At 67.8% G+C, this 25946-nt stretch carries 25 protein-coding genes; 2 read left to right on the forward strand and 23 right to left on the reverse strand.

The window, feature by feature from the left end; translation table 11 throughout:
- The first annotated feature begins 29 nt into the window (after positions 1-29).
- Positions 30-1214: a phospholipase A gene (locus V4F39_RS12275; protein ID WP_332289727.1), complete on the forward strand. Its 1185-nt coding sequence runs from the start codon at positions 30-32 to the stop codon at positions 1212-1214.
- A 10-nt stretch (positions 1215-1224) separates the two neighbouring features.
- Here V4F39_RS12275 and V4F39_RS12280 read toward each other — a convergent pair whose 3' ends face one another.
- Genes V4F39_RS12280 through V4F39_RS12295 form a run of 4 tightly spaced genes read right to left on the reverse strand, consistent with a single transcriptional unit; the run spans position 1225 to position 4229 of the window.
- Positions 1225-2241, reverse strand: a complete 1017-nt coding sequence (locus tag V4F39_RS12280; protein WP_378234938.1) for a S49 family peptidase — start codon at positions 2239-2241, stop codon at positions 1225-1227.
- Positions 2238-2654 (reverse strand): Rieske (2Fe-2S) protein, encoded by a 417-nt coding sequence (locus V4F39_RS12285; RefSeq protein ID WP_332289729.1) that lies wholly within the window; start codon positions 2652-2654, stop codon positions 2238-2240. Before V4F39_RS12285 ends, V4F39_RS12280 begins: the two co-directional genes overlap by 4 nt.
- Complete coding sequence (locus V4F39_RS12290) at positions 2647-3324, reverse strand: HAD family hydrolase (RefSeq protein WP_332289730.1); 678 nt, start codon at positions 3322-3324, stop codon at positions 2647-2649. Before V4F39_RS12290 ends, V4F39_RS12285 begins: the two co-directional genes overlap by 8 nt.
- Positions 3321-4229: an RluA family pseudouridine synthase gene (locus V4F39_RS12295; RefSeq protein ID WP_378234969.1), complete on the reverse strand. Its 909-nt coding sequence runs from the start codon at positions 4227-4229 to the stop codon at positions 3321-3323. The genes V4F39_RS12290 and V4F39_RS12295 overlap by 4 nt, the downstream gene beginning before the upstream one ends.
- A gap of 609 nt (positions 4230-4838) precedes the next feature.
- Here V4F39_RS12295 and V4F39_RS12300 point away from each other — a divergent pair.
- Positions 4839-7802 (forward strand): Rne/Rng family ribonuclease, encoded by a 2964-nt coding sequence (locus V4F39_RS12300; RefSeq protein WP_332289733.1) that lies wholly within the window; start codon positions 4839-4841, stop codon positions 7800-7802.
- Positions 7803-7851: 49 nt separating this feature from the next.
- On the opposite strand, the gene nagZ is transcribed toward V4F39_RS12300, so the two are convergent.
- The 19 genes from nagZ to plsX all read right to left on the reverse strand — a co-directional run bounded on the left by nagZ (position 7852) and on the right by plsX (position 25845).
- Entirely contained in the window at positions 7852-8910 is a 1059-nt protein-coding gene (gene nagZ / locus V4F39_RS12305; RefSeq protein WP_332289734.1) for a beta-N-acetylhexosaminidase, read from the reverse strand.
- 16 nt (positions 8911-8926) lie between these two features.
- The gene (gene acpS / locus V4F39_RS12310; RefSeq protein WP_332289736.1) at positions 8927-9334 is read right to left on the reverse strand and encodes a holo-ACP synthase; all 408 of its coding nucleotides are present in this window, start codon (positions 9332-9334) and stop codon (positions 8927-8929) included.
- Positions 9331-10119, reverse strand: a complete 789-nt coding sequence (locus V4F39_RS12315) for a pyridoxine 5'-phosphate synthase (RefSeq protein WP_332289737.1) — start codon at positions 10117-10119, stop codon at positions 9331-9333. The genes acpS and V4F39_RS12315 overlap by 4 nt, the downstream gene beginning before the upstream one ends.
- On the reverse strand, positions 10116-10880 hold the full coding sequence (gene recO, locus V4F39_RS12320; protein WP_332289738.1) for a DNA repair protein RecO: 765 nt from the start codon (positions 10878-10880) through the stop codon (positions 10116-10118). The genes V4F39_RS12315 and recO overlap by 4 nt, the downstream gene beginning before the upstream one ends.
- A 6-nt stretch (positions 10881-10886) precedes the next feature.
- Positions 10887-11816 carry a GTPase Era gene (era, locus tag V4F39_RS12325; RefSeq protein ID WP_332290549.1) on the reverse strand — a complete coding sequence of 310 codons (930 nt, stop codon included), beginning with the start codon at positions 11814-11816 and terminating at the stop codon, positions 10887-10889.
- A gap of 26 nt (positions 11817-11842) precedes the next feature.
- The gene (gene rnc / locus V4F39_RS12330) at positions 11843-12550 is read right to left on the reverse strand and encodes a ribonuclease III (protein WP_332289740.1); all 708 of its coding nucleotides are present in this window, start codon (positions 12548-12550) and stop codon (positions 11843-11845) included.
- Between the two features lie 7 nt (positions 12551-12557).
- Positions 12558-12920 carry a DUF4845 domain-containing protein gene (locus V4F39_RS12335; RefSeq protein ID WP_332289741.1) on the reverse strand — a complete coding sequence of 121 codons (363 nt, stop codon included), beginning with the start codon at positions 12918-12920 and terminating at the stop codon, positions 12558-12560.
- A 10-nt stretch (positions 12921-12930) separates the two neighbouring features.
- The gene (lepB, locus tag V4F39_RS12340; RefSeq protein ID WP_332289742.1) at positions 12931-13896 is read right to left on the reverse strand and encodes a signal peptidase I; all 966 of its coding nucleotides are present in this window, start codon (positions 13894-13896) and stop codon (positions 12931-12933) included.
- On the reverse strand, positions 13896-15704 hold the full coding sequence (gene lepA / locus V4F39_RS12345) for a translation elongation factor 4 (RefSeq protein ID WP_332289743.1): 1809 nt from the start codon (positions 15702-15704) through the stop codon (positions 13896-13898). Before lepA ends, lepB begins: the two co-directional genes overlap by 1 nt.
- 449 nt (positions 15705-16153) lie before the next feature.
- Complete coding sequence (locus tag V4F39_RS12350) at positions 16154-17605, reverse strand: DegQ family serine endoprotease (RefSeq protein ID WP_378234939.1); 1452 nt, start codon at positions 17603-17605, stop codon at positions 16154-16156.
- A 20-nt stretch (positions 17606-17625) separates the two neighbouring features.
- Positions 17626-18651 (reverse strand): MucB/RseB C-terminal domain-containing protein, encoded by a 1026-nt coding sequence (locus V4F39_RS12355; RefSeq protein ID WP_332289744.1) that lies wholly within the window; start codon positions 18649-18651, stop codon positions 17626-17628.
- 3 nt (positions 18652-18654) lie between these two features.
- A complete protein-coding gene (locus tag V4F39_RS12360) occupies positions 18655-19332 on the reverse strand; it encodes a sigma-E factor negative regulatory protein (RefSeq protein ID WP_332289746.1) in 678 nt (225 codons plus the stop codon).
- Positions 19333-19364: 32 nt separating this feature from the next.
- Positions 19365-19976 (reverse strand): RNA polymerase sigma factor RpoE, encoded by a 612-nt coding sequence (gene rpoE, locus V4F39_RS12365; protein ID WP_332289747.1) that lies wholly within the window; start codon positions 19974-19976, stop codon positions 19365-19367.
- A gap of 482 nt (positions 19977-20458) precedes the next feature.
- On the reverse strand, positions 20459-21703 hold the full coding sequence (gene fabF / locus V4F39_RS12370; protein ID WP_332289749.1) for a beta-ketoacyl-ACP synthase II: 1245 nt from the start codon (positions 21701-21703) through the stop codon (positions 20459-20461).
- A 10-nt stretch (positions 21704-21713) separates the two neighbouring features.
- Entirely contained in the window at positions 21714-21953 is a 240-nt protein-coding gene (gene acpP, locus V4F39_RS12375; RefSeq protein ID WP_332289750.1) for an acyl carrier protein, read from the reverse strand.
- Between the two features lie 94 nt (positions 21954-22047).
- Complete coding sequence (gene fabG / locus V4F39_RS12380) at positions 22048-22788, reverse strand: 3-oxoacyl-ACP reductase FabG (RefSeq protein WP_332289751.1); 741 nt, start codon at positions 22786-22788, stop codon at positions 22048-22050.
- Entirely contained in the window at positions 22785-23723 is a 939-nt protein-coding gene (gene fabD, locus V4F39_RS12385) for an ACP S-malonyltransferase (RefSeq protein WP_332289752.1), read from the reverse strand. The genes fabG and fabD overlap by 4 nt, the downstream gene beginning before the upstream one ends.
- Before the next feature lie 35 nt (positions 23724-23758).
- Positions 23759-24748 (reverse strand): beta-ketoacyl-ACP synthase III, encoded by a 990-nt coding sequence (locus V4F39_RS12390; protein ID WP_332289753.1) that lies wholly within the window; start codon positions 24746-24748, stop codon positions 23759-23761.
- A complete protein-coding gene (gene plsX, locus V4F39_RS12395) occupies positions 24745-25845 on the reverse strand; it encodes a phosphate acyltransferase PlsX (RefSeq protein ID WP_332289755.1) in 1101 nt (366 codons plus the stop codon). Before plsX ends, V4F39_RS12390 begins: the two co-directional genes overlap by 4 nt.
- Between the last annotated feature and the right edge of the window lie 101 nt (positions 25846-25946).

Genomic DNA, 25946 nt, shown 5'->3' on the forward strand with positions numbered 1-25946 from the left:
TACACTGCGTCCGCCTTTTTCCAGTGCCCATGACGACACGCCCACGACGTTCCTGCCTTGCCGCGCGCATGGCCCGCCACTGCCTGACGGTGCCGGCCGCGGCCGCCCTCGCCGCATCGATCGCCCCACCCACCTGGGCCCAGCAGGTGCCGGTCATTGCCGAAGGGACGGCACCCGTGGAACGGCTGACACTGGCCGACTGCGCTGCCATCGGGCCGGCCGCCGACCGGCTGGCCTGCTACGACCGGCTGGCCGGCCGGGCACAGGCCGACCCGGTGCCCGCCGCCGCGGTGCCGACGCCGCCGCCCGAGCCGGAAGGCAGCGTCGACGGTACCTCGGTGCTGGCACCGAAGGATGCACCGGTGGCCACGGCCAACAGCCCCGCCGGCGAACGCAGCCTCCTGTCGAAGTTCTGGGAACTCGATCCGCAGGACAAGCGCGGCACCTTCAACTTCGTCGGCTACCACCCGAACTACGTGCTGCCGGTGCGGATCACGAACCGCATCAACCGGCGGCCGAGCTCGCCCACCCAGGAGGCCGTGGCGCAGCCCAATGCCAAGCGCATCGAGGCCAAGTTCCAGGTCTCGCTGCGGACCAAGGTGGCGCAGGGGCTGGTCTTCCCCAATGCCGACCTGTGGCTCGCGTTCACGCAGCAGGCCACCTGGCAGGTCTACACCGGGGCCGACTCGAAGCCCTTCCGCAACACCGACTACGAGCCCGAGGCGAGCTACGTCATCGCGACCACACCTTCGTTGCGGCACCTGCCGTTCGGGTGGCAGTGGCGGTACACGCAGCTCGGCATCGCGCACCAGTCGAACGGCCAGTCCGATCCGCTGTCACGCAGCTGGAACCGGGTGTTCCTGGGGGCCGGCATGGAGCGCGGGGACTGGTCGCTGACCAGCCGCTTCCTGCGCCGCATCAGCGAGCCGCGCGACAGCGACAACAACCCCGATCTCGTGGACTACCGGGGCCGCGGCGAATTCCAGCTCAACTGGGCGTCAGGGCTGTCGACGGCGTCGCTGATGTACCGCACGACGCTGAAGGACGGCCGCTACGGCGCGCTGCAGTTCGAGTACACCTACCCGGTGCTGCGCGAACAGCCCAACGGGCTGCGCTGGTACGTGCAGGTCTTCAGCGGCTACGGCGAAACGCTCACCGACTACAACTTCCGCCAGACCAGCGTCGGCCTGGGCGTCAGCTTCCTGCAGTTCTGAAGCCGCCCGCCTACCGCAGCGGGCCGATCGTGCGCAGGGCCTTCGCGGCGCCTTCGCCGATCGACGCACCGAAGCGCTTGACCAGCCGTTCGGCGACGTTCTCCTTCGGGGTGTAGTCGATCACCTCTTCGGCCTTGACCACCTCGCGCGCCACGAAGTCGAGCGTGCCGGTGTGGTCGGCCAGGCCGAGCCGGATGGACTCCTCGCCGTTCCAGAAGAGGCCCGAGAAGGTCTCGGGCGTTTCCTTCAGCCGCGCGCCGCGGCCTTCCTTGACGACCGCGATGAACTGCTGGTGGATCTGGTCGATCATCGCCTGCGCATAGGCGCGCTGCCGTTCCGACAGCGGCGAGAACGGATCGAGCATGCCCTTGTTCTCGCCGGCGGTGATGAGCCGCCGCTCGACGCCGAGCTTCTCCATGGTGCCGGTGAAGCCGAAGCCGTCCATCAGCACGCCGATCGAACCCACGATCGACGCCTTGTCGACGTACACCTCGTCGGCGGCCACCGCGATGTAGTAAGCCCCGGACGCACAGACTTCCTCGACCACCGCATAGACCTTCTTGCCATGGCGGGCCTTCAGCCGGCGGATCTCGTCGTAGACTATGCCGGCCTGCACCGGGCTGCCGCCCGGCGAGTTGATGCGCAGCACCACGGCCTGCGCGTTGGCGTCCTCGAAGGCACTCTTGAGCGCGGCATTGATGTTTTCGGCGCTGGCCTCGGCCTCGGCGGCGATCTCGCCGCGCACTTCGACGAGCGCGGTGTGCGGCCCCGTGGGCGCCGCGTGCTGGACACGCTGCACGAACAGCGCCCACAGGCCCGCGAGCACCACGGCCACCCAGACGATGCGGAAGAAGATGCGCCAGCGCCGCTCGCTGCGGCGTTCGCGCAGCAGGCCGTCGGCCAGCTGCTCCATCGCGGTCTCGAAGCCGGCGTAACGGCCGGCCGCGGCCGCGGGCGGCAGCGGTGCCGGCGGGGGAACGGGGGCCACGGGCGGCTGCGGCGGCAGCACGTCGTCTTGGGAGGTCATGCGGGGAGGCTTTCGGAAGGCGGCGCGTCGAATGAGACCGGCCGGATATCACGCGAAGGATACCAATACACCTTGCCGCCACGCTCCTCGACGCGGATCGGCGTCAGCCGGCCCTTGCCGCAGGGGCCGCCCACGCAGCGCCCGTCGGCGGGCTCGTAGGCCGCGCCGTGGATGGAACAGAGGATCCAGCGCCGGTCCATGTCGAGGAACTGGCCTTCCTGCCAGTCCATCTCGGTGGGCACGTGGACGCAGCGGTTCAGGTAGGCGACCACCCGCCCCTCGAAGCGCAGCGCGAAGGCGCGTGCGGGAGCGCCGTAGAGCAGCACGTCGAAGACCTGCGCCCGTCCCCGCTCCTCCAGCGCAGCCGCTTCGCACAGCAGCTCCGGCTGCGCCGGCAGCAAGGACTCAGGCATTGAGCAGCAGCCAGTCGTGCAGCTCGCGCGTCGAGTGCGCGGTGAAGAGCGGGTCGAACGCCTCGAACGCCGCCGGCTCGTGGGCCCCATAGCTCACCGCCACGCAGGGCGTGCCGGCATTCACGGCCATCTGCAGGTCGTGCGTCGTGTCGCCGATCATCAGCGTGCGCTCGGGCTCGACGCCGAACTCGCGCATCAGCTCCAGCAGCATCAGCGGATTGGGCTTGGACGCCGTGCGGTCGGCGGTGCGTGTGCCGTCGAACATGGCCGACAGGCCCGAATGCGCCAGCGCCTCGTCGAGCCCCCGGCGGCCCTTGCCGGTGGCCACGGTGAGCCAATGGTTGCGGGCCTTCAGCGCCTGGAGCATCTCCAGCGTGCCGGGGAAGAGCACGACCTCGTGCTGCCGCGAGAACCAGTGGTGGCGATAGCGGTTGCCCAGCTCCGGGTACCGGTCGGCCGACAGGCCGGGCACGCAGTGCTGCAGGGCGTCCTGCAGGCCGAGGCCGATCACGTAGGCCGCATCGGCGTCGCTCGGCACGGCCACGCCGATGTCGCGGGCCGCCCCTTGGATGCATTGCACGATCAACGCGGTCGAATCGAAGAGCGTTCCGTCCCAATCGAAGGCGATCAGGTCGAAGCGGCGGGGGGGTGAGGAGGGCTTGGGCGTCATAGTGCTTCCAGCAGTCGCTGGCACTCGGTGGGCAGGGGAGCGGCCAGCTCGATGCGCTCGCCGCTGGCGGGATGGTCGAACGCCAGGCGCCTGGCGTGCAGGAACATGCGGGCGAAGCGCAGCGACCCGCGCGCGACCTCGCGGTTGAGCTCGAAGTCACCGTACTTCGGGTCGCCGACGATGGGGTGGCCGGCATGCTGCAGGTGGACGCGGATCTGGTGCGTGCGGCCGGTCTTGATGGTCACGTCGAGCAGCGTGAAGCCCTCGTAGGCGGCCGCCACCTTCACCAGCGTGATCGACCGCCGGCCTTCGTCCTCGGCGCCGGCCGCGCGCACCCGCCGCTCGCCGGCCGCATCGAGAAACTTGTGCAGCGCCACATCGATCACCTTGAGCTTGGACGGCCAGGTGCCGGACACCAGCGCCGCGTAGGTCTTGCCGGTGTCGCGCGCGCGGAACTGGTCCTGCAGCGCGGTGAGTGCGCTGCGCTTCTTGGCGAGCAGCAGGATGCCGGACGTCTCCTTGTCGAGCCGGTGCACGAGTTCGAGGAACTTGGCCTGCGGCCGTGCACGGCGCAACTGCTCGATGACGCCGAAACTCACGCCGCTGCCGCCATGCACGGCGACGCCGGCAGGCTTGTCGATGGCAAGCAGGTGGTCGTCCTCGAACAGCAGCGGGAATTCGCGCGGCGGCGCTGGCGGCGCGGCGCTGGGCTCGGCCACCCGCACGGGCGGCACGCGGACCTCGTCGCCGAGGGCCAGCCGCGTGTCGGCCCCCGCCCTGCCCTTGTTGACACGGACCTCGCCGGAACGGATGACGCGGTACACATGCGTCTTGGGCACGCCCTTGAGCACGCGCAGCAGGAAGTTGTCGAGACGCTGCCCGGCAGAGTTTTCGTCGATCACCAGGCGCTGGACGGCAGGCGCGTCGGCTTTTGTTTCTATAATCCGCGCGACCACGTTGGTGCTGCAAGTGCTTGAGTCGTAAAAGTTTACCCGGGCGCCCCCACCGACGCGGCCACAGGGCGAAAGCCCGAACCAGGTGATGCAACGTTGTTCGCCCCGCGGCGGGCCCGGTCCCCAAGTGACCCGGCAGTCTCGGGCGTCCGGCGGCAGAGACACCGTCCAAGAACCCACCCGCGCGCAGCCAACGAAGTAGGCTGCAGCAACGGCCAGAACAAGGTTTCCAGGTGGCCGGCCTCTACAGGGCCGGCACCACGCGTCCAGTGACCGAGCGCATGCTGTCGCCGTCCTCCCCTTCCAGCCGCCTGCCGCGGCCTCGCGCCTTTCTGGCCGGGGCGGGTTCGCTGCTGCCGCCGTGTACCGCACGTCGGGTCTGGGAAGCCGCACCGCCAGCACCTTCGCCGGCCATTGCCACGCACGCGCCAACGCTGCACCGCTGATCGCGACGCGATCTCCACCGCAGTCCAGGGCGATTCCTTCCGGTTCCAAACGAGTGCTCGTGCATCGGTGAGTCGCCTTCCTCGCGGAAGGGGACGTGTCACGTTTGGAGTGCACATGAAGCGCATGCTGATCAACGCCACGCAGCCCGAAGAGCGGCGGCTGGCCATCGTCGACGGACAGAAACTGCTCGACTTCGAGACTGAAATCGAAGGGCGCGAACAGCGCAAGGGCAACATCTACAAGGCCGTTGTCACCCGTGTCGAGCCCTCGCTCGAAGCCTGCTTCGTCGACTACGGCGAAGACCGCCACGGCTTCCTGCCGTTCAAGGAGATCTCGCGCTCCTATTTCAAGGAAGGTGCCGACGTCAAGAACGCGCGCATCAACGAAGTCATCAAGGAAGGCCAGGAGCTGCTGGTCCAGGTCGAGAAGGAAGAGCGCGGCAACAAGGGGGCCGCACTGACCACCTTCGTTTCGCTCGCAGGCCGCTACCTGGTGCTGATGCCGAACAACCCGCGCGGCGGCGGCGTGAGCCGGCGCATCGAGGGAGAAGACCGCGAGGAGCTGAAGGAGAACCTCGAGCAGCTCGAGTATCCGAAGGGCATGAGCCTGATCGCCCGCACCGCCGGCATCGGCCGCTCCGCCGCCGAGCTGCAGTGGGACCTGAACTACATGCTCAAGCTCTGGACCGCGATCGACGACGCGTCCAAGGGCGGCAAGGGCGCCTTCCTGATCTACCAGGAATCGTCCCTGGTGATCCGGGCGATCCGCGACTACTTCACCGCCGACATCGGCGAGATCCTGATCGACACGGACGACATCTACGATCAGGCGCAGCAGTTCATGAACCACGTGATGCCGGAGACGGCCAATCGCGTGAAGCGCTACCGCGACGACGCACCGCTGTTCAGCCGCTTCCAGATCGAGCACCAGATCGAGACGGCGTTCTCCCGCACGGTGAACCTGCCCTCGGGCGGTGCCATCGTGATCGACCACACCGAAGCGCTGGTGTCGATCGACGTGAACTCCGCCCGCGCCACGCGCGGCAGCGACATCGAGGAAACCGCGACCCGCACCAACCTCGAGGCGGCCGACGAGATCGCGCGCCAGATGCGGCTGCGCGACCTGGGCGGCCTGATCGTCGTCGACTTCATCGACATGGAGGAGAGCAAGAACCGCCGCGAGGTGGAGCAGCGCCTGCGCGATGCGCTGCGCTACGACCGCGCCCGGGTGCAGTTCAGCTCGATCAGCAAGTTCGGCCTGCTCGAACTGAGCCGCCAGCGCCTGCGCCCGGCGCTCAGCGAAGGCAGCCACATCACCTGCCCGCGCTGCAACGGCACCGGCCACATCCGCGACACCGAAAGCTCCGCGCTGCAGATCCTGCGCATGGTGCAGGAGGAGTCGATGAAGGAGAACACCGCCGCCGTGCACGTGCAGGTGCCGGTGGAGGTGACCTCGTTCCTCCTGAACGAGAAGCGCACCGAGATCACCAAGATCGAGCTGAAGCAGCGCATCACCGTGCTGCTGGTGCCCAACAAGCACCTCGAGACGCCGAACTACCGCCTCGAGCGCCTGCGCCACGACGACCCGCGCCTCGAAGGCCTGCAGGCCAGCTACACGATGGTCGAGGAGCCGGACGACGAGGTCGGCATCACCCGCCGCCGCGACGCCAACGAGAAGAAGACCAAGCAGGAACCGGTCATCAAAGGCATCCTGCCCGAGACGCCAGCCCCGATCTCGCCGCCCAAGCCGGCACCCGCGCCGGCCCCGGTGGCCGCAGCGCCGGCGCCCGCACCGTTGCCGCCGGCCACGCCGGCCGGCGGCGGCGGCTTCTTCTCCTTCCTGAAGAAGCTTTTTGTCGGCGCCGCCCCGACGCCCGCCCCCGCCCCCGCACCGGCGGCTGCCCCGGCCGTCGTGGCCCCGGCCGGCGACAAGCGCGAAGGACGCGATGGTCGGCGCGCGCGCAATGAACGCGGCGAACGCGGCGAACGAGGGGAGCGCGGCGAACGCTCCGGCCGCGGCGGTGAGCGCCGTGACGGCAAGGCTGCCGAAGGCGCCCAGCGCGGCCGCAACGAAGAGCGTGGCGACCGCGAGGCACGCAACGGCGAAGGCCGCCGTGATCGCGGCCGCGACGGCCGCCGCAACGAGCGCAGCGATGCCGAAGCGCCGCGCAGCACCGAAACCGTGCAGGCGCTGGCGCCGCGGGACATCGCCGATGAGAGCCCGCGCCCCGCGCGCGGCGAGCGCGGTGAAGGGCGCCGTGCGCCTCGCGCCGAACGCGAGCCCGCCGGCACGGTGGTGCCGGCCGAGGCCACCGAAGCGTTGATGCCGCCCGCATTCGCCGACAGCCAACCGGCCGGGGAAGGCGCAGAGGGCGACAACGCGGACCGCGAAGGCCGTCGTCGCCGCCGCCGCCGTGGCGGCCGTGGCCGCGAGGAAGGCACCGACCTGCCCGAAGGCGGGGCCCCCGGCGACGATGTCGCCGCGGATGCCGTAGCCACCGAGGTACCGGCCCAGGGCGAGATCGTCGCTGGCGAGGCCGCTGAAGCGGCGACGGAAGGCCGTCGCCGCCGTGGCCGCGGAGAGCGCAACCGCCGCGAAGAGCGGGACGAAACGCTCGAGGCCGGTGTGGCCGCCGAGCCGCCGCTGCCTGTTGCAGCCGAGGCGCAGGCGGACCCCGAGGCGCCGGTGGCCGAGCAGCCGCAGCCCGCCTGGGCAGCCGAAGCCGTACCCGCTGCGCCCGTGGTCGCCGACGCACCCGCCCCCGTGGTGCCGCCGGCACCGGCGCTGCCACCGGCCGCCGAGGCGCAGGCCGAGCCGATCCACATCGTCGAGCCCTATGTGCTGCCGTCCGCCTCGCTGAGCGAACTGGCGCAAGGCGCTGGCCTGGAGTGGGTGCATTCGGACGCCGACAAGGTGCGCACGGCCCAGGAGGCGATGGCCCGCGAGCCGCGCCCGGTGCACGTGCCGCGGGAGCCGAAGCCGGTGGTCGTCGTCGACGAAGGCCCGCTGGTGCTGGTCGAGACCCGCAAGGACCTCTCTCAGCACAAGCTGCCCTTCGACGCCCCTTCGCAGGGCTGAGCGGCAAACACCGCTAAAAAAAACGCGCCGTCAGGCGCGTTTTTTCGTTTCAGGGCAGCCGCGACAGCGCGTGCTGGTAGTCGGGCAGGTGCATCAGGTCGTCCCAAGGAACCGGCGCCGATTGCGGCAGCAGGTCGAGGCGCCGGGCTTCGCTCATCGGATCACGCTGCCAGCGCCCCTTCTCCTGGGCCGACCACAAGCCGTCCAGCAGCGCATCCACCGGCGCACCGCCGTCGACGATGCTCTGGTTGCACAACAGCAGCAGATCGCAGCCGGCGTTCAAGGCCGCGATCCCGCCCTCGAGGGCGCTGCCGGCGACACGGGCGCCTTCCATGCTCAGGTCGTCGCAGCAGATCGCCCCCTGGAAGCCCAGTTGCACGCGCAGGATGTCCTGCAGCCAGCGGCGCGAGAAGCCGGCCGGCTGGTCATCGACCTTGGGGAACGTGACGTGCGCCGGCATCACGCTCGACAGGCTGGTCGAGAGCCAGTCGTAGGGCCGTGCGTCGTCGGCGAGGATGGCCTTGAGGGAACGCTTGTCCACCGCCGTGGCGAGGTGCGAATCGGCCACGGCGTGCCCGTGCGCCGGAAAGTGCTTGCCGCAGTTGGCCATGCCGGCCCGCAGCAGGCCATGCATCAGGCTCTTGGCCAACAGGGCCACCACGCGCGGATCGCGATGGAAGGCGCGGTCGCCGATGACGACGCTGCGGCCATGGTCGAGGTCCAGCACGGGCGTGAAGCTCAGGTCGACGCCGCAGGCGCGCAGCTCGGCACCCAGCACGTAGCCGCAGGCGGTGGCGGCGTCCGTCGCGCGCATCGCGTCCTGCATCCACAACTCGCCCAACGTGCGCATGGCCGGCAGGTGCGTGAAGCCATCGGTGCGGAAGCGCTGCACGCGGCCGCCTTCGTGGTCGACGGCGATCAGGAGATCGGGCCGCAAGGCCTTCGCCTCGGCAGCGACCTCCGTCAGCTGCCGGCGGTCCTGCCAGTTGCGGCCGAAGAAGATGAGGCCGCCGGTCAGCGGATGCCGGAGGCGGCGGCGGTCGTCGGCGCTGAGCGCCGTGCCCGCGATGTCGAGGATGACGGGTGCGTGGGAATCATCGGTGTGCATGGAGCCGGATTGTGATTCAGCCTCCGTGCGCCTCCCTGCACTCGACGACGACAAATGCGGCGGCGTAGTCGGTCTCGTCGGTGATGCTGACATGGGCACTCAGGCCCCGTGCGGTGAACCATTCCGCCAAGGCACCATGCAGCCGTATCTCGGGTTTGCCGCTGGGTGCCTTGACGATCTCGCACGCCCGCCAGGTCATCGGCATGCGCATGCCCAGGCCGATGGCCTTCGAGAAGGCCTCCTTGGCCGAGAAGCGGGAAGCGAGGTAGGCCACGCCCCGCGTCTCGACACGCGCCAGCCGATCGCGGAACACCTCGATCTCGTGCGGGCCGAGCACCTTTTCGGCGAAGCGCTGGCTCTTGCGGTCGAGCGTGCGCGCGATACGGCGCAGGTCGCAGATGTCGGTGCCGATGCCGTAGATCACGGCCGGTAGGCGGCTGCGATGCTCCGCTGGTAGTCGCGGATGGTCTCGGCGTAGCCGAGTTCCAGGGCGTCCGCGATCAATGCATGGCCAATCGACACCTCCTGCACGCCCGGCACGGCGCGCAGGAAGTCGGCCAGGTTCTCCCGGCTCAGGTCGTGGCCGGCGTTGACGCCGAGACCCACGGCCAGCGCCGCCTCGGCGGCGGCTGCAAAGCCGGCCAGCACCTCGGCCTGGCGCGGCGTACCCCACGCGCTCGCGTAGCTTTCGGTGTAGAGCTCGACCCGGTCGGCGCCGGCCTCGCGGGCATGGCGCATGGCCTCGGGGATCGGATCCATGAAGAGGCTGACGCGCACGCCCAGCGCACGGGTTTCGGCGATCAGCGGCACGAGGCGCTCGATGTCCTGCGGCAGCTGCCAGCCATGGTCGGAGGTGAACTGCCCCTGGGCATCGGGCACGAAGGTGGCCTGGTGGGGGCGCACGGCCCGCACGAAGTCCATCAGGTTGTGAAAGGGGTTGCCCTCGATGTTGTATTCGATGTGCGGCCAATCGCGCCGGAGCAGTTCGGCGAGCTCATGCACATCGTGTGCACGGATGTGGCGCTCGTCCGGCCGCGGGTGCACCGTGATGCCCTGCGCACCGGCCTGCAGCACGATGCCCGCCGCCCGGGTGACGCTGGGAATGCCCAGATGCCGCGTGTTGCGCAGCAGCGCAACCTTGTTGAGGTTGACCGACAGCGCCGTGTGGGCGCCGCGGCCGGAGGCTTCGGGGGCGATCAGCGGATTCATCGCGGTGGGCGGGCGCCTTCGACGAGCTTCTGTACTTCTAGCATCACCTGGCGCGTCCGCAGTTGTGAAGTGCCCAGATGATAGTGAAGGAGCGACCGCAGCGCGGTCCGCAGCGGCGCCACCGGCGCGGCACAGGCCTGCTGCAGGGCAGGCAGGCTGCCGTGCTCCAGCGCGGCCTGCAAGGCGAGCAGCTGCGGGCCGGTGAAGGGGCCGTCACGCAGTGCCACGACGCCGGCATCGGGCTGCAGCCCGTACCGCGCCTCGACCTGCACCGGGGCCTGCGTGTGGGACACCAGGGCCAGGTCAGGCAACAGGCCGATCTGCAGCAGCAGCGTCAGCTCGAAAGCACGCAATGCAGCTTGCGCGGCCTGGTCGTCCGGCCCCGCCAGCGCCGGCAGTGTGTCCGCGTAGGCATCGAAGAGCTGCGGATGCGGATCGTGCCGGGCCAGCAGCTTGAGCAGCAGTTCGTTCAGGTAGAAGCCGCTGAACAGCGCGTCGCCACGCAGCACGGCGGCGCTGCCCGCCCATTCGGCGCTGCGCAGGTTCTGTACGTCGGACGCCGCCTCGCTGCGCGGCGGCCGGCCCAGCGCGACGTTCAGGCGCTGGAAGGGCAACAGCACCGGCCGCAGCTGCGAATATGGCCGCTTGGCGCCCTTGGCGGCGACGACCACGCGGCCGAGGTCGCGAACGAAGAGGTCGATGATCAGGCTGGATTCGCTCCAGTCGTACTGGTGCAGTACGTAGGCCGCCTGGGTCTTCACCCCGGACTACTCGTAGCCGTAGGAGCGCAGGTGTTCCTCGCTGTCGGCCCAGCCGGAACGGACCTTGACCCACAGCTCCAGGAACACCTTGGCGTCCATCAGGTGCTCCAACTCCTGCCGCGCCTCGCTGCCGATGCGCTTCAGGCGCTCGCCGCGCTCGCCGATGATCATGCCCTTGTGCGCATCCCGCTCGACGACGATGGTGGCCGCGATCCGGCGCAGCGCGCCCTCTTCCTCGAACTTGTCGATCACCACCGTCGACGTGTAGGGCAGTTCGTCCCCCGTGAGCCTGAAAAGCTTCTCACGGATCAGCTCGGCCGCCAGGAAGCGATCGGTCCGGTCGGTCAGCGCGTCTTCCTCGTAGAACCACGGCTGCTCGGGCAGGTAGGGCCGCACGATGCCCAGCAGGCGCTCGATGTCCGTCTTCTTCTGGGCCGACATCGGCACGAACTCGGCGAAGTCTCGCCGCTCCTGCATGCTCTTCAGCCAGGGCATCATCTCGGCGCGGCGGTTGACGGCGTCGAGCTTGTTGGCCACGAGCAGCACAGGCTTGTGCTCGGGCAGCAGCGCAAGCACCTTGGCGTCGTCCAGCCCGAAGCGGCCCGCCTCGACGACAAACAGCACCACGTCCACGTCTGCCAGCGCGCCCTGCACGGTGCGGTTCAGCGTGCGGTTGAGCGCGGTGCCATGGCGCGTCTGGAAGCCGGGCGTATCGACGAAGACAAACTGCGACTCACCGACCGTGTGAATGCCGGTGATGCGATGTCGCGTGGTCTGGGCCTTGCGGGAGGTGATGCTCACCTTCTGGCCCACCAGCGCGTTCATCAGCGTGCTCTTGCCGACGTTGGGGCGGCCGACGATGGCCACCAGCCCGCAACGCTGTCCGCTGCCGGCCTCGCCGCCTTCGTTACCCGGTTCGTCTTGGCCCTCGGGCATGGAAGCGGTGTCGTTCATCATGATGTTCAGGATCGCAGGGGGCCGCCCGGACGGTCGGAGGCTTTCAGCCCTTCGAGCATGCGCCGGGCCGCCTCCTGCTCGGCGGCGCGGCGCGAACGGCCCTCGCCCTGCTCGGTGAGGCCGAGCGCCGCCACGGCGCATTCGACCTCGAAAGTCTGTGCGTGTGCCTGCCCGCGCGTTGCAGCGATACGGTACGCCGGCACGGGCAGCTTGCGTGCCTGCAGCCATTCCTGGAGTTCGGTCTTGGCGTCCTTGCTCCAGCTGTCGATGTCGGTGGTCGCGATCACTTCACCGAACAGCCTGCGCACCAGCGCCTGCGCCTGGTCGAAGCCGCCGTCGAGGAAGGTGGCACCGATCACGGCCTCGAGCGCATCGGCCAGGATGGACGCGCGCTGCGCGCCACCGCCGCGGGCCTCGCCGTCGGAGAGCCGCAGCACTTCCGGCAGGCCCAGGACCAGCGCGACCCGGTGCAGGCTCTCCTCGCGCACCAGATGCGCACGCACCCGCGTGAGATCGCCCTCGTCCGAGTCGCCGAACCGCTCGTACAGCATCGACGACACCGCCGTGCTCAGTACCGCATCGCCAAGGAATTCCAGGCGCTCGTTGTGGTCGGCCCCGGCGCTGCGGTGCGTGACCGCGCGCGACAGCAGGCGCACCTCGGCGAATCGGTAGCCGAGCCGCTGCTGGAGTGCGTCTAGTCGTGCATCGCCCATGGCAACCTCAGTCAGAACGGCCTTCGTACTTGATGAGAAGAAAGACGGGTGCCATCAGTTCGATCTGCTTGTCGTAGGCGAACCGGATCACGACCCGCTCGTTTTCCTTGGTGATGTCCAGGTCCTTGCCGCCGATGGAGGTGATCGAGTACTCGATCTCCTTTTGCTTCTCGAACGCGGCTCGGATCTCGGGCACCGTGGTGGCGCCACCGACGGCGATCTTGTTGACCGCCCGCTTGATGGTCAGGTATTCATTGACGGTCGGGAACACGCGCATCACGACCAACGCACCGAAGCCGATCACGATGGCCCAGAAGACCAGCCCGATCAGCGTAATGCCACGTTGACGCCGGCGTTGCAAGTGATGCATCGGCATGCCCTCAGTGGAACGAGCCGACCCGGCCCAGGTTGCCAAAGTTCATCCAGACGAAAAAGGCCTTCCCGACGATGTTCTCGTCCGGTACGAAGCCCCAGTACCGCGAGTCCTGGGAGTTGTCGCGGTTGTCACCCATCATGAAATAGTGGCCCTGCGGAACTTTGCAAGTCACGCCTTCGGCCGTGTAGCTGCACTGGTCGCTGAAGGGGAACTCATGGGCCCCCGGAATGAACGCCGGCCGGTCCTTGTCGTTCAGTACCTGGTGCTCCTTGTCACCGAGCTTCTCGGAGAAATGCTGCGCATAGCGGCGGCTGTCCTCGTCATAGAAGTCGGGCAGGGGCGAGACAGGCACCGGCTGGCCGTTGATCGTCAGGCGCTTGTTGATGTAGGCCACTTCGTCGCCCGGCACGCCGACCACGCGCTTGATGTAGTCCACCCGGGTATCCACCGGGTAGCGGAACACGACGACATCGCCACGCTGGGGATCGTTGTTGGCGATGATCTTCTTGTTGATCACCGGCAAGCGGATTCCGTAGTGGAATTTGTTCACCAGGATCAGGTCACCGACCAGCAGCGTCGGGATCATCGAGCCGGATGGGATCTTGAACGGCTCGAACAGGAACGACCGCAGCAGGAAGACCGCCAGGATCACCGGGAACAGCCCGGCAGTCCAGTCCAGCCACCACGGCTGCATCAGCAGCTTGCGCCGCGCGTCCGCCACGTCGCCGTCGACCTTTTCGATGCCCATGCGAGACAGCTCGGCACGCCGCACGGCGTCCTGCTGTGTCAGCGCCGCGGCAGCAGCGGCGCGGGCAGGTTGGAAGCGGAAGCGCTCGGCGAGCCAATACCCCAGCGTCACCATCGTCAGGACGAACAGCAGCAACGCGAAGTTGCCCACCCAGAAGCCCAGAAACCAGCCGCCCAGGTAGATCCCGAGCAAGCCGTACAACACACCGGTCAGAGGTCCCATCAGTCGTCCACTTGAAGGATGGCCAGAAACGCTTCCTGCGGCACCTCGACGGAGCCGATCTGCTTCATGCGCTTCTTGCCGGCCTTTTGTTTTTCGAGCAGCTTGCGCTTGCGCGATATATCGCCGCCGTAGCATTTTGCCAGCACGTTCTTGCGCAGCGCCTTGATGTTCTCGCGCGCGATGATGTTGGCGCCGATGGCGGCCTGGATCGCCACGTCATACATCTGCCTCGGGATCTGCTCGCGCATCTTCGCCGCCACCGCGCGGCCACGGTACTGGCTTTGCGCACGGTGCACGATGATCGACAGCGCATCGACCCGGTCGCCGTTGATCAGCAGGTCGACCTTCACGACGTCCGAGGCGCGGTACTCCTTGAACTCGTAGTCCATGGACGCATACCCGCGCGACACGCTCTTCAACTTGTCGAAGAAGTCGAGCACGATCTCCGCCAGCGGCAACTCGTAGGTGAGCATGACCTGGCGGCCGTGGTAGGCCATGTTGAGCTGCACGCCGCGCTTTTGATTGGCCAGCGTCATGACCGGACCGACGTAGTCCTGCGGCATGTACAGGTGCACCGTGACGATCGGCTCGCGGATTTCCTTGATGCGGCCCGGATCGGGCATCTTCGAAGGATTCTCGACCTCGATCACGGTGCCGTCGCCCAGCTCGACCTGGTAGATCACGCTCGGCGCGGTGGTGATCAGGTCCTGGTCGAACTCGCGCTCCAGGCGCTCCTGCACGATCTCCATGTGCAGCAAGCCCAGGAAGCCGCAACGGAAGCCGAAACCCAGTGCCTGGCTGACCTCGGGCTCGTAGCGCAGCGAGCTGTCGTTGAGCTTGAGCTTCTCCAGCGCATCGCGCAGCTGGTCGTACTCGCTGGCTTCCGTCGGGTAGAGGCCCGCGAAGACCTGCGGCTGGATCTCCTTGAAGCCCGGCAGCGGCTCGCTCGCCGGCCCGGCGTTGTTCGGCAGCTTCTTTTCGAGCGTGACGGTGTCGCCGACCTTGGCGGCCTGCAGTTCCTTGATGCCGCAGATGATGAAGCCCACCTCGCCGGCACGCAGCGCATCGCGCGGCAGCGACTTCGGCGTGAATACACCGATCTGCTCGATACCGTACACCGCATTGGTCGCCATCATGCGGATGCGGTCGCCGCGTTGCAGCACGCCGTCGACCACCCGGGCCAGCATCACGACGCCGACGTAGTTGTCGAACCAGGCGTCGATGATCATCGCGCGCGGTGCACCTTCCGGGTTGCCGCGCGGCGCCGGCATGCGGGCGATCACCGCTTCGATGATGTCCTCGACGCCTTCGCCGGTCTTGGCGGAACAGGGGATCGCATCGGTGGCGTCGATGCCGATCACGTCCTCGATCTCGGCCTTGGCCCGGTCGGGATCGGCCTGAGGCAGATCCATCTTGTTCAGCACCGGCACCACCTCGACGCCGAGTTCGAGCGCGGTGTAGCAGTTCGCGACCGTCTGCGCCTCAACACCCTGCGATGCGTCGACGACGAGCAAGGCCCCTTCGCAAGCGGACAACGAGCGGCTCACTTCATACGAGAAGTCGACGTGGCCCGGCGTGTCGATGAGGTTGAGGTTGTAGACCTTGCCATCGCGCGCCTTGTACTGCAGCGCGGCCGTCTGGGCCTTGATGGTGATGCCGCGCTCGCGCTCGATGTCCATCGAGTCGAGCACCTGCGCCTCCATTTCGCGGTCGCTCAGGCCTCCGCAGCGCTGGATGATCCGATCGGCCAGCGTGCTTTTGCCGTGGTCGATGTGGGCGATGATCGAAAAATTCCGGATGTGGTCCATGGACACAAGATTGACGGCTGCTGGTCACGGCAGCGGGGTGCCGTGCAGGCGTCGGGCGCCATGCCGCACATAAAAAAAAGGCACGTCCAAAGAGGAGACGCGCCTTCCAACAAAACGTATGGCAACTGCTTGTTGGGCCTTCATTGTAGCCAAAAGGGCCTCGCTGGAAACCGCGCCGTTGCTGCATTTCTTTCGTTGCGGAGGGCCAACAGCCGCAATCAGTCCACATGTTATCCACAGATTGCTGTGGACCGATTGGGGACAGATTTCAACCATCCCCTTGCAGCACCGAACAGCATCCAAAGAGAGGCAACAACCCCGTAATTGTAAGCGCCAACCTACGGAATACTCACGGAAACGTGCGAAAAGTAAGCGTCCACAAACTTACAAGCAACAAACGCGCACCTGCACATCCCAGAAAGACCTGACGCCGCAGTCGGACTGGCGCCTCACTTGGTCGGCCGAATGACCACGTAGTTCGTCCACTCTCCGCGCCGGACCATGACGCTGACCGATTTGCTCTTGTCCAGCTTGGCGACCACTGCTCCGAACTGGCGAGCATCCGTGACCTCGATGTTGTCGATGGACAGGATGACGTCGCCCTCGCGGAGCCCTGCGCGCGCCGCCGCGCCCTCTGCCAGATCGACACGCACGCCGCCCCGCACCTTCAATTCGCGCCGCTGCGCTTCCGTCAGGTCGGAAACCGTGAGCCCGATGGCGGTCTTCGGGGCGGACGCCGGCGGCTCGGCGCGCGAGACACGGCGGGCTTGGTCAGCCTCCAGCTCTGCCACCGTCACCACCAGATCGCGCGTGCTGCCGCGACGGAACACCTGCAGCGTGGTGCGGGCGCCCGGCTTGGTGTTGCCGATGATGCGCGGCAGATCGCCAGACTTGTCGACTGCCCGGCCGTCAACCTTCGTGATGATGTCGCCCGCCTCGACGCCTGCCTTCTGCGCAGGACCGCCCTCTTCCACGCCTTGCACCAGCGCACCTGCCGGCTTGCCCAGGCCGATCGACTCGGCGACGTCCTTGGTCACGGGGGCGATGGTCACGCCGATGCGGCCGCGCACGACGCGTCCGACGGTCCGCAGCTGGTCGGCCACGCGCATCGCTTCGTCGATGGGAATGGCGAACGAGATGCCGGCGAACATGCCCGAACGGCTGTAGATCTGCGAGTTGATCCCGACCACCTCGCCGCGCAGGTTGAGCAATGGGCCACCCGAGTTCCCAGGATTGATGGCCACATCGGTCTGGATCAGCGGCAGGTAATCGCCCGTGTCGCGCTGCTTGGCGCTGACGATGCCCGCCGTCACGGTGTTCTCCAGGCCGAAGGGCGAGCCGATCGCGACCACCCACTCGCCGACCTTCAGCTTGTTGGTGTCGCCCACCTTGACGCTCGGAAAGCCGTTGCCGTCGATCTTCACGACGGCAACGTCGGTCCGGCGATCGGCGCCGATGATCTTGGCCTTGAACTCGCGCTGGTCGGTCAGCGTGACGATGACTTCGTCGGCGCCTTCGACCACGTGCGCGTTCGTCATCACGTAGCCGTCGCCGCTGAGGATGAAGCCGGACCCCACGCCACGCTGCTGCGGCATGGACTCCTCCTCGGTGCCGGGCGGTGCATTGCGACGCGGCGTGTTGGGCAGGGGAATGCCGAAGCGCCGGAAGAACTCCCGCATCTGCTCGTCGACCTCGCCGCCGCCCTGCGCGCCACGCACCCGTTCGGTCGTGCGGATGTTGACGACGGTGGGGCTCATCCGCTCGGCCAACTCGGTGAAGTCGGGCAGCTCGCGCCCCTGCGCCACGCTGGCGGCCGGCAAGGCCGACAACGAAAGTGCACAAAAGGCTGCCGCCATGGCCGAACGCCAGGCGTCCGGCCGACGCAAGATCTCGAATCCCATGAAAGCTCCTGAACGAATGTCTACCGCCGCTCCAGCGCCTTGTTGAACTTCCGCAGCGTGGACAACGGAACGTCTCCCATCGTGGTCACCCACCAGTCGCCATGCCGCTGCATCAGCGTATGGGTCGCACCGATGGACGTCTCGACGGCTTGTCGATGCCGCTCCTGGCTGAAGGGCTCGATGAACACCGAAACATGCGTGAGGCCGTCCGAATACACAACCTGAAGCACGTCGGCGCCGGCAGACTGGTCGAGCACCGGCGTTTCGAGCGGCCGCTTGACGCAGCGGATCTGGCGGAACCCTTTGACCGGGCTCTTCAAGGACCAACCTTCAGCCTCCAGCTTCGCCGGCGTGAGCACGGGCCGCAGCACCCGATAGCCGTCGAGCTTCTTCATGGCCTTCAGCACGGACTCTGGCTGAGGGCGCACCCCGATGGTCAGGTCGGTGAAGGCGGCACTCTCGAGCACGCGGTCTTCCGCGCCCAGCACGTCGGTACGCAGCAGCAATCCAGTGCCCCGGTCGGCCCACAGGCGCTGTGCAAAACGGTCGCTGTCGCGCGGCTTCAGGAGGAAGACGAGACTGTCGTGGCCAGCGACGCGATCGACCCCTTCGGCCACCAGTTCGTAGCGATCGAACAGCTGCTCTTCGCTGGTCTTCAGCAGTGCAGGAAACGGGGCCAGCGGATCGCGCTGCTCCACCGCCGCCAGCCGGCTTCCCGGCCACATCGTCTGGACGATGTCGTTGTGGCGCAGCACCTGGCGGCGCTCGCCGTCCAGGCCTTCAATACGCTCGTAGGTATTCGTACCTTCGCAGTAGTGGGCGATGCGGGAACTGGTGACGGCGCCGCCCGCCGTGAACACCATCGTGCCCTGGTAGTTGCGTTGGCTGGCTGCGGCATGGATGCGTGCCAGCCACGCCGGTCCGTCTTTGGGGGCGGAGGCCGCAGCCGCGGGCGCGGACACCGGGCCGGCCCAGGCAGTGCCGAGCGCAGCAGCACTCAGGGCGACGATGGCGACAGGAATGAGACGGCGACAGCGCACAGACACCGCTCAGCGATCAGCCACCGCCGGCGCCGCACCCCGCGACACCGAAACCGCCGGCATCGCCAGCACCGAACTGTTGCCGTACTGCTTGTGCGCCGCCAGATAGCGGTCCAGGCGCGCGTCGCGGATGAGCTTGCCGTTGGCCGTCGGCGTCGCCGCGGGGGCAGGCGCGGTGCTGACCACCTGGAACCCGCTCTGCGGAGCCGGCAGCGACGACGGCTGGCCCGCGGCGAGCACGCTCTGCGAGGCATCGGCGCCCGGCGCCGCCACCCGCGTCACGAGCAACGCGCCGGCCACGGCCATGAAGCCCGCGGCGACGGCGGTGGGCGCCACCCAGGCCCGGCGCCACAGAGCAGATCGCGCGGCCACGCCGCCGTTGGCGACTCGATGGGCCGGCTGTTCCGAGGAGACGGCCACGGGCGATCGGGGCGCGAGGACCACAGGCTCGTCGGCGAGCTTTCCCCTGAGCGCAGCGAGGAATGCCTCGTCGCGCGCCGGCGCATGGGCAAGATCCTCGGATCGCAGCACGTCGCCGATCAGGTGGTAGGTGTACCAATCCGCACGGGCTTCCGCGTTCCCACGCCAAGCCGCACACGCGCTCACCACGCCACTCTCGTCCGCCGCGCCATCCATCAGGTCGGACAGCGCCTGCCTGAGCCCTTGCCGATCTTGCCGATCCACCATTTCCGACTCCAGATATCTCTGTAAGCGCGGCGCTACCAGCGCTCGCCCTCGCGAGTGCCCAACAAGGGGCGCAGCCGTTCAGCGATTGCCTCGCGGGCACGGAAAATCCGCGAACGCACGGTGCCGATCGGACAATTCATCACTTCTGCAATTTCTTCGTAGCTGAGCCCTTCGATCTCGCGCAACGTGATGGCTTGGCGAAGATCTTCGGACAAGGCTTCGATCGCTCCGTTGACGGTAGCCGCGATTTCCTTCGTCGCCAGCACCGCCTCCGGTGTTTCACCATCGCTTAGTTCGTTCTCGACGCGCGAAGTTTCGTCCTCTTCGTCACGGCCGGCCAACGCCGTCTCCGAAACGAGCGGATCCCGCTTCAGGTCGACCAGCGCCTTCTTGGCCGTGTTCACCGCGATGCGGTAGAGCCACGTGTAGAACGCGCTTTCCCCGCGGAACTGCGGGATCGCCCTGTAGGCACGGATGAACGTCTCCTGTGCAATGTCAGGAACGAGGTCGACGTCGCGCACCATGCGGCCGATGAGGCGCTCGATCCGGCGCTGATACTTCACCACCAGCATCTCGAACGCCTTGACGTCGCCGTTCTTGACACGGTCGATCAGGAGGGCGTCTGCGTCCGCTGCGTTGGTCATTCAGGCTGGGGAAATGGCCTACATCCGCAGCGCGGAAGGGGTCCGGGGTTCAGGGCGGCGGGAATATACCGCAGTGCGCAACCCGTGCCAGCACGGGCCGGCTCGCCGCCGGGACACCGGCAGCCAGATGCGGCCACGGCGGCGGCCCGCCAAGGGGCAGAAACACAGGAGAAGCCAGGGTCCGAGGTCCACGACCGCTTCGACCCAGCCGGCCTCGCCGTCCCAAGTCCATTGGCTGCCATCCCAGACCAACACGCCGCTGGGTGCGGCCAGCCAGCGTTCCGCCGCAGCCGCCGCAGCGCCCCCGCACAACACGGCCGTCCCACCGACCAGGGTCGGATCGATGCGGAACCAGGACGACAACCAAGCCGACACCCCGGCCGCCGCCGCAGCGCAGCACGACGCGGCCCCGCAGCGCCAGACCGCGTCGGGCCCCGTACGGAACTGCACCGCAGGGGCGCTACGCATCGTGGACGCCGGCCTCAGGCGCGGCGGAACACCAGCGTGCCGTTCGTGCCGCCGAAGCCGAAGTTGTTCTTGACCGCCACCTCGATCTTCATCTGCCGCGCCTCGTTCGGACAGTAGTCGAGGTCGCACTCCGGATCCGGATCAACCAGGTTGATGGTCGGGGGCACCACTTGGTGGTGCAGCGCCAGCACGGTGAAGACCGACTCGATCCCCCCGGCGCCACCCAGCAGGTGGCCGGTCATCGACTTCGTCGAACTCACCACCATCTGCTTCGCGTGATCGCCGAAGGCCTTCTTGATCGCGTTGGTCTCGTTGACGTCGCCCAGCGGCGTCGACGTACCGTGTGCATTGAGGTACTGGACCTCGTGCGCCCCGACCCGCGCATTGCGCAGCGCAGCCAGCATCGACCGCTTGGGGCCGTCGACGTTCGGCGCCGTCATGTGGTAGGCATCGGCTCCCATGCCGTAGCCGATCAATTCGGCATAGATCTTCGCGCCGCGGGCCTTCGCGTGCTCGTATTCCTCGAGCACCACTGCACCACCGCCCTCGCCGAGCACGAAGCCATCGCGGCCCTTGTCCCAAGGACGGGAGGCCGCCGCGGGATCATCGTTGCGGGTCGACAGCGCACGCGCCGCCGCAAAACCGCCGATGCCCAAGGGAGAAACGGTCGATTCCGCGCCACCCGCCACCATCACATCGGCATCGCCGTACTCGATCAACCGCCCTGCCTCGCCGATGCAGTGCAAGCCGGTCGTGCAGGCCGTGACGATGGCCAGGTTCGGTCCGGTGAACCCGTACTTGATCGACACGTGACCCGAGATCATGTTGATGATCGAGGCCGGCACGAAGAAAGGAGAAATCCGGCGCGGACCCCGATCGGAGTATTCCTGGTGGGTCTGCTCGATCATCGGCAGGCCGCCGATGCCGGAACCCACCAGCACACCGATGCGCTCGGCCTTCTGCTCGTCGAGCGCCTCCCCGGTGGGGATGCCCGAGTCCTGCACGGCCTGCATGGCCGCCGCCATGCCGTAGTGGATGAAGGTATCCATGTGGCGGGCTTCCTTGCCGGGGATGTAATCCTCGATATTGAAGCCCTTGACCTCACCCGCGAAGCGGCAGGCCATGGCCGACGCATCGAACTTGGTGATGTTGGCGATGCCCGAACGGCCGGCCACCAGGTTGGCCCACCCTTCAGCCACGCTGTTGCCCACCGGGCTGACCAGCCCCAGGCCCGTGACGACGACGCGACGACGAGTCATGGAAACCGGCTCAGGCCTTGTGGTGGTTGACCGCGTAATCGATGGCCAACTGCACGGTGGTGATCTTCTCGGCTTCCTCGTCCGGGATCTCGATGCCGAACTCGTCTTCCAGCGCCATCACCAATTCCACCGTGTCCAGCGAATCGGCGCCGAGATCGGCCACGAAGGCCTTCTCGTTCGTCACGTCGGATTCGGGCACGCCGAGCTGCTCGGCGATGATTTTCTTGACACGGGCTTCGATATCGCTCATTCGCTCCTCCTGGAACAATACAAAAACGGCCCGGAGTTTACGCGCGTGCCGGGAAAGCCCCGAGAGCGCGACCCGGTCGGGCCGACCCGGTCCATCAATTCATGAACATGCCGCCGTTGACATGCAGTTCGCTGCCGGTGATGTAGCCGGCTGCAGGCGACGCGAGAAACACCACGGCATCTGCAACTTCCCGGGCTTCGCCGAGACGGCCCAGCGGGATCTGGGCCAGCAGCGCGGCCTTCTGTGCTTCGGGCAAGGAACCGGTCATGTCGGTCGAGATGAAGCCCGGCGCGACACAGTTCACCGTGATGCCACGGCTGCCGAGTTCACGCGCCAGGGCACGCGTCATGCCCGCCACACCCGCCTTGGCCGCCGCGTAGTTGGCCTGCCCGGGATTGCCCGAGGCACCCACCACCGACGTGATGTTGACGATGCGCCCGTAACGCTGCTTCATCATCGTGCGCATCACCGCCCGGCTCGTCCGGAACACGGCCTTGAGGTTCGTGTCGAGCACGGCATCCCAGTCCTCGTCCTTCATGCGCATGGCGAGGGTGTCGCGCGTGATGCCGGCGTTGTTGACGAGGATGTGCAGCGCGCCGTGTTCCTTGACGATCGCGTCGACCGACGATTCCACCGCAGCCGCATCGTTGACATCGAGCACGATGCCGCGGCCGCCGAAGGCCTGCAACGCCGCCGTGATGGCCTCGGCACCGCTGGCCGAAGTGGCCGTCCCGACCACCTTGACGCCCTGCTCCGCCAAGGCCTGCGCAATGGCACGGCCGATGCCACGCGAAGCACCGGTCACCAGCGCAACCTGCTCCTTCAGCACCTTCATGCCACCAGCCTCCTGGCCTCTTCGAGCGAGGCCGGATCGAGCACCGTGGCCGCAGGCACTTCCGGGTCGATGCGCTTGACCATGCCGGCCAGCACCTTGCCCGGCCCGCATTCGATGATCACGCCCGCTCCGCGGGCGCGCAGAGACTGCACCACCTCGACCCATCGCACCGGACCGAACGCCTGCTCGTACAGCGCCTGGCGGATGGCATCGGCGTCGGTCTCCACGGCAACGCGGATGTTGTTGACCACTGGGATCCTGGGCGCCGCGAAGGGCGTCGCCGCCAGCCGCTCCTTCAAGCGCTCGGCCGCCGGCTTCATCAGGCTGGAATGGAACGGCGCCGACACCGGCAGCGGCAACGCGCGTTTTGCGCCCTTGGCCTTGAGGACCTCGCAGCCCTTTTCGACACCGGCCTTGCTGCCGGCGATCACCGTCTGCTTGGGGTCGTTGAAATTCACCGCCTCGACCACTTCGCCGCTGGCGGCAGCCGCCTCGGCGCAGCCCTCGCGCACCAGTGCGGCATCGAGCCCGAGGATGGCCGCCATGGCGCCGGTGCCCACGGGCACGGCCTCCTGCATCGCCTGCGCGCGGAAACGGACCAGCGGCAACGCATCGGCGAGCGTGAGCACGCCGGATGCCACCAATGCGCTGTACTCGCCCAGCGAATGGCCGGCCACCCATGCCGGTGCGCGGCCGGATTCGGCCAGCCAGGCGCGATAGCAGGCCACGCCGGCCGTGAGCATCACGGGCTGCGTGTTGGCCGTCAGGTCGAGTTGCTCCTTCGGGCCGGCATGGATCAACCGGGCCAGGTCCTCGCCCAGGGCCTGGGAAGCTTCTTCCAGCGTCTGAAGGACCGCGGGATGGTCGCCCCATGCATCGAGCATGCCGACGGACTGCGAACCCTGGCCGGGAAAGACGAACGCAAACGATGTCATCGTGCGACTCACAAGTAGAGGATGGAGCGGCGGGCTCAGAAATCGAGCAGCACCGCGCCCCAGGTGAAACCGCCACCGACGCCTTCGAGCATCAGCGTATCGCCGCGGCGGATGCGGCCGGAACGCACGGCGCCGTCCAGCGCCAGCGGAATCGAGGCCGCCGACGTGTTGCCATGCTCGTCCACTGTGACGATCAGCTTGTCCGCACCCAGCTTCAGCTTGCGTGCGGTGCTCTGCATGATGCGGATGTTGGCCTGGTGCGGAATCAGGAAATCGATGTCGGCATCGGTACGGCCCGCCTTGGCGAGCACCGAACGCGCGACGTCCTCGAGCACCCCGACCGCCAGCTTGAACACGGCCGGGCCGTCCATCTTGAGCAGCGGATCGCCCAGCACCTGGCCACCCGCCACATGGCCGGGCGTGCAGAGGATGCCCACATGCCGGCCGTCGGCGTGCAACTCGGTCGCGAGCAGGCCTGGCTCGTCGCTGCCTTCCAGGACGACCGCGCCTGCGCCGTCGCCGAAGAGCACGCAGGTCGTGCGATCGTTGAAATCGAGGATGCGCGAGAACACCTCGGCCCCCACGACCAGCGCCTTCGTCGCGGCGCCGGTACGGATCATCGAATCGGCCACGGTCAAGCCGTAGACGAAACCCGAGCACACCGCCTGCACGTCGAAGGCGGGGCAGCCGTGCACGCCGAGCTTGTGCTGCAGGATTGTGGCCGTCGAAGGGAACACCATGTCCGGTGTCGAGGTGGCGACGATGATCAGATCGATGTCGGCGGCATCGAGGCCGGCTGCCTCGATGGCGGCGCGAGACGCCTGCAGCGCCAAGTCGCTCGCCGCGACCTCAGGCGCCGCGAAATGGCGGGCGCGAATGCCTGTTCGTTCGACGATCCACGTGTCCGAGGTTTCGAGGCCGCGCTGAGCCAGCTCTCGGGCCAGATCGTCGTTCGTCACCCGGCGCGGCGGCAGGTAGCTGCCGGTGCCGGAGATGCGGGAAAAACGAGGTGTGGATAGATTCATGCGGCTTGGGCCGTGTCGTCCGGGCCATCGGTGGCAGGCTGCGCGGCCAGGGCCTGCAGCGTGTCGAGGATGCGGTCGTGGACGCGGTCCAGCAGTCGGTTGCGGGCGGCATCATACGCCCGGGTGAGGGCTTGCTCGAAAGCGAAAGCATCCGCAGAGCCGTGGCTCTTGAACACCAGGCCGCGCAGACCCAGCAGCGCCGCGCCGTTCAGCCGCCGCGGATCGACACGCGTCTTGAACCGCCGCAGCACCGGCATGGCCAGCACGGCCGCCAGCTTGCTGAAGGGGGTGCGGGTGAACTCCTGGCGGATCATGTCGCCCAACATCGAGGCCAGCCCCTCGGCGGTCTTCAAGGCCACGTTGCCGACGAAGCCATCGCAGACGATGATGTCCGTGGTGCCTTTGAAGATGTCGTCGCCTTCCACGTTGCCGTGGAAATTGAGGTGCCCCTTGGCCGCCGCCTCGCGCAGCAGCTCAGCCGCCCGCTTGATGGTGTCGCTGCCCTTGATGGCCTCTTCGCCGATGTTGAGCAGCCCGACGCTGGGATCGGCCTCGCCGCTGACGGCCGCCACCAGCGCGCTGCCCATCACCGCGAACTGCAGCAGGTGCTCCGCGCTGCAATCGACGTTGGCGCCGAGGTCGAGCACGGTGGTAAACCCGTCGCGCCGGTTCGGCATCACGGTGGCGATGGCCGGCCGGTCGATGCCGTCGAGCGTCTTCAGCACGTAGCGCGCCACCGCCATCAGCGCACCGGTGTTGCCGGCCGACACGCAGACATGCGCGGCGGGCTCGGCTCCGTCCTGGACCTTGAGCTGATTGATCGCGACCCGCATGGACGAGTCACGCTTGCGGCGCAACGCGACTTCGACCGGATCGTCCATCAGCACGGTCTCGCTGGCGTGCACGATCGACACGCGAGGCCAGTGCGCGGCGGGCGCCAGCGCCTCTGGCGTACCGACCAGCAGCAGGTCCGCCTGCGGCGTGGCGGCCAGGAAGGCACGGCAAGCCGCCAGCGTGACCGCGGGGCCATGGTCGCCGCCCATGCAGTCGACCGCCACGCGGACCCGCGGCAATGGCGTCAAGGAAGAAGAGGACACGGAGATCGCCGGCTGGGCAAGGAGCAAGTCAGCGAACAGGAGCCCGCACCAATGGCAGCGAAACCGCCGCGGCGAGCATCACTGTGCAAGCGCCCGAAGTA

Origin of the sequence: Aquincola agrisoli (genome assembly GCF_036621135.1) — a bacterium.
GTDB lineage: Bacteria > Pseudomonadota > Gammaproteobacteria > Burkholderiales > Burkholderiaceae_C > Aquincola > Aquincola agrisoli.

What these genes read in the sequence shown, in the direction of transcription:
- V4F39_RS12275 (WP_332289727.1), top strand. Translation starts at nt 30, where the DNA reads ATGACGACACGCCCACGACGTTCCTGCCTTGCCGCGCGCATGGCCCGC.
- V4F39_RS12280 (WP_378234938.1), bottom strand. Translation starts at nt 2,241, where the DNA reads ATGACCTCCCAAGACGACGTGCTGCCGCCGCAGCCGCCCGTGGCCCCC.
- V4F39_RS12285 (WP_332289729.1), bottom strand. Translation starts at nt 2,654, where the DNA reads ATGCCTGAGTCCTTGCTGCCGGCGCAGCCGGAGCTGCTGTGCGAAGCG.
- V4F39_RS12290 (WP_332289730.1), bottom strand. Translation starts at nt 3,324, where the DNA reads ATGACGCCCAAGCCCTCCTCACCCCCCCGCCGCTTCGACCTGATCGCC.
- V4F39_RS12300 (WP_332289733.1), top strand. Translation starts at nt 4,839, where the DNA reads ATGAAGCGCATGCTGATCAACGCCACGCAGCCCGAAGAGCGGCGGCTG.
- nagZ (WP_332289734.1), bottom strand. Translation starts at nt 8,910, where the DNA reads ATGCACACCGATGATTCCCACGCACCCGTCATCCTCGACATCGCGGGC.
- V4F39_RS12315 (WP_332289737.1), bottom strand. Translation starts at nt 10,119, where the DNA reads ATGAATCCGCTGATCGCCCCCGAAGCCTCCGGCCGCGGCGCCCACACG.
- era (WP_332290549.1), bottom strand. Translation starts at nt 11,816, where the DNA reads ATGCCCGAGGGCCAAGACGAACCGGGTAACGAAGGCGGCGAGGCCGGC.
- rnc (WP_332289740.1), bottom strand. Translation starts at nt 12,550, where the DNA reads ATGGGCGATGCACGACTAGACGCACTCCAGCAGCGGCTCGGCTACCGA.
- V4F39_RS12335 (WP_332289741.1), bottom strand. Translation starts at nt 12,920, where the DNA reads ATGCATCACTTGCAACGCCGGCGTCAACGTGGCATTACGCTGATCGGG.
- lepB (WP_332289742.1), bottom strand. Translation starts at nt 13,896, where the DNA reads ATGGGACCTCTGACCGGTGTGTTGTACGGCTTGCTCGGGATCTACCTG.
- lepA (WP_332289743.1), bottom strand. Translation starts at nt 15,704, where the DNA reads ATGGACCACATCCGGAATTTTTCGATCATCGCCCACATCGACCACGGC.
- V4F39_RS12350 (WP_378234939.1), bottom strand. Translation starts at nt 17,605, where the DNA reads ATGGGATTCGAGATCTTGCGTCGGCCGGACGCCTGGCGTTCGGCCATG.
- V4F39_RS12360 (WP_332289746.1), bottom strand. Translation starts at nt 19,332, where the DNA reads ATGGTGGATCGGCAAGATCGGCAAGGGCTCAGGCAGGCGCTGTCCGAC.
- rpoE (WP_332289747.1), bottom strand. Translation starts at nt 19,976, where the DNA reads ATGACCAACGCAGCGGACGCAGACGCCCTCCTGATCGACCGTGTCAAG.
- fabF (WP_332289749.1), bottom strand. Translation starts at nt 21,703, where the DNA reads ATGACTCGTCGTCGCGTCGTCGTCACGGGCCTGGGGCTGGTCAGCCCG.
- acpP (WP_332289750.1), bottom strand. Translation starts at nt 21,953, where the DNA reads ATGAGCGATATCGAAGCCCGTGTCAAGAAAATCATCGCCGAGCAGCTC.
- fabG (WP_332289751.1), bottom strand. Translation starts at nt 22,788, where the DNA reads ATGAAGGTGCTGAAGGAGCAGGTTGCGCTGGTGACCGGTGCTTCGCGT.
- fabD (WP_332289752.1), bottom strand. Translation starts at nt 23,723, where the DNA reads ATGACATCGTTTGCGTTCGTCTTTCCCGGCCAGGGTTCGCAGTCCGTC.
- V4F39_RS12390 (WP_332289753.1), bottom strand. Translation starts at nt 24,748, where the DNA reads ATGAATCTATCCACACCTCGTTTTTCCCGCATCTCCGGCACCGGCAGC.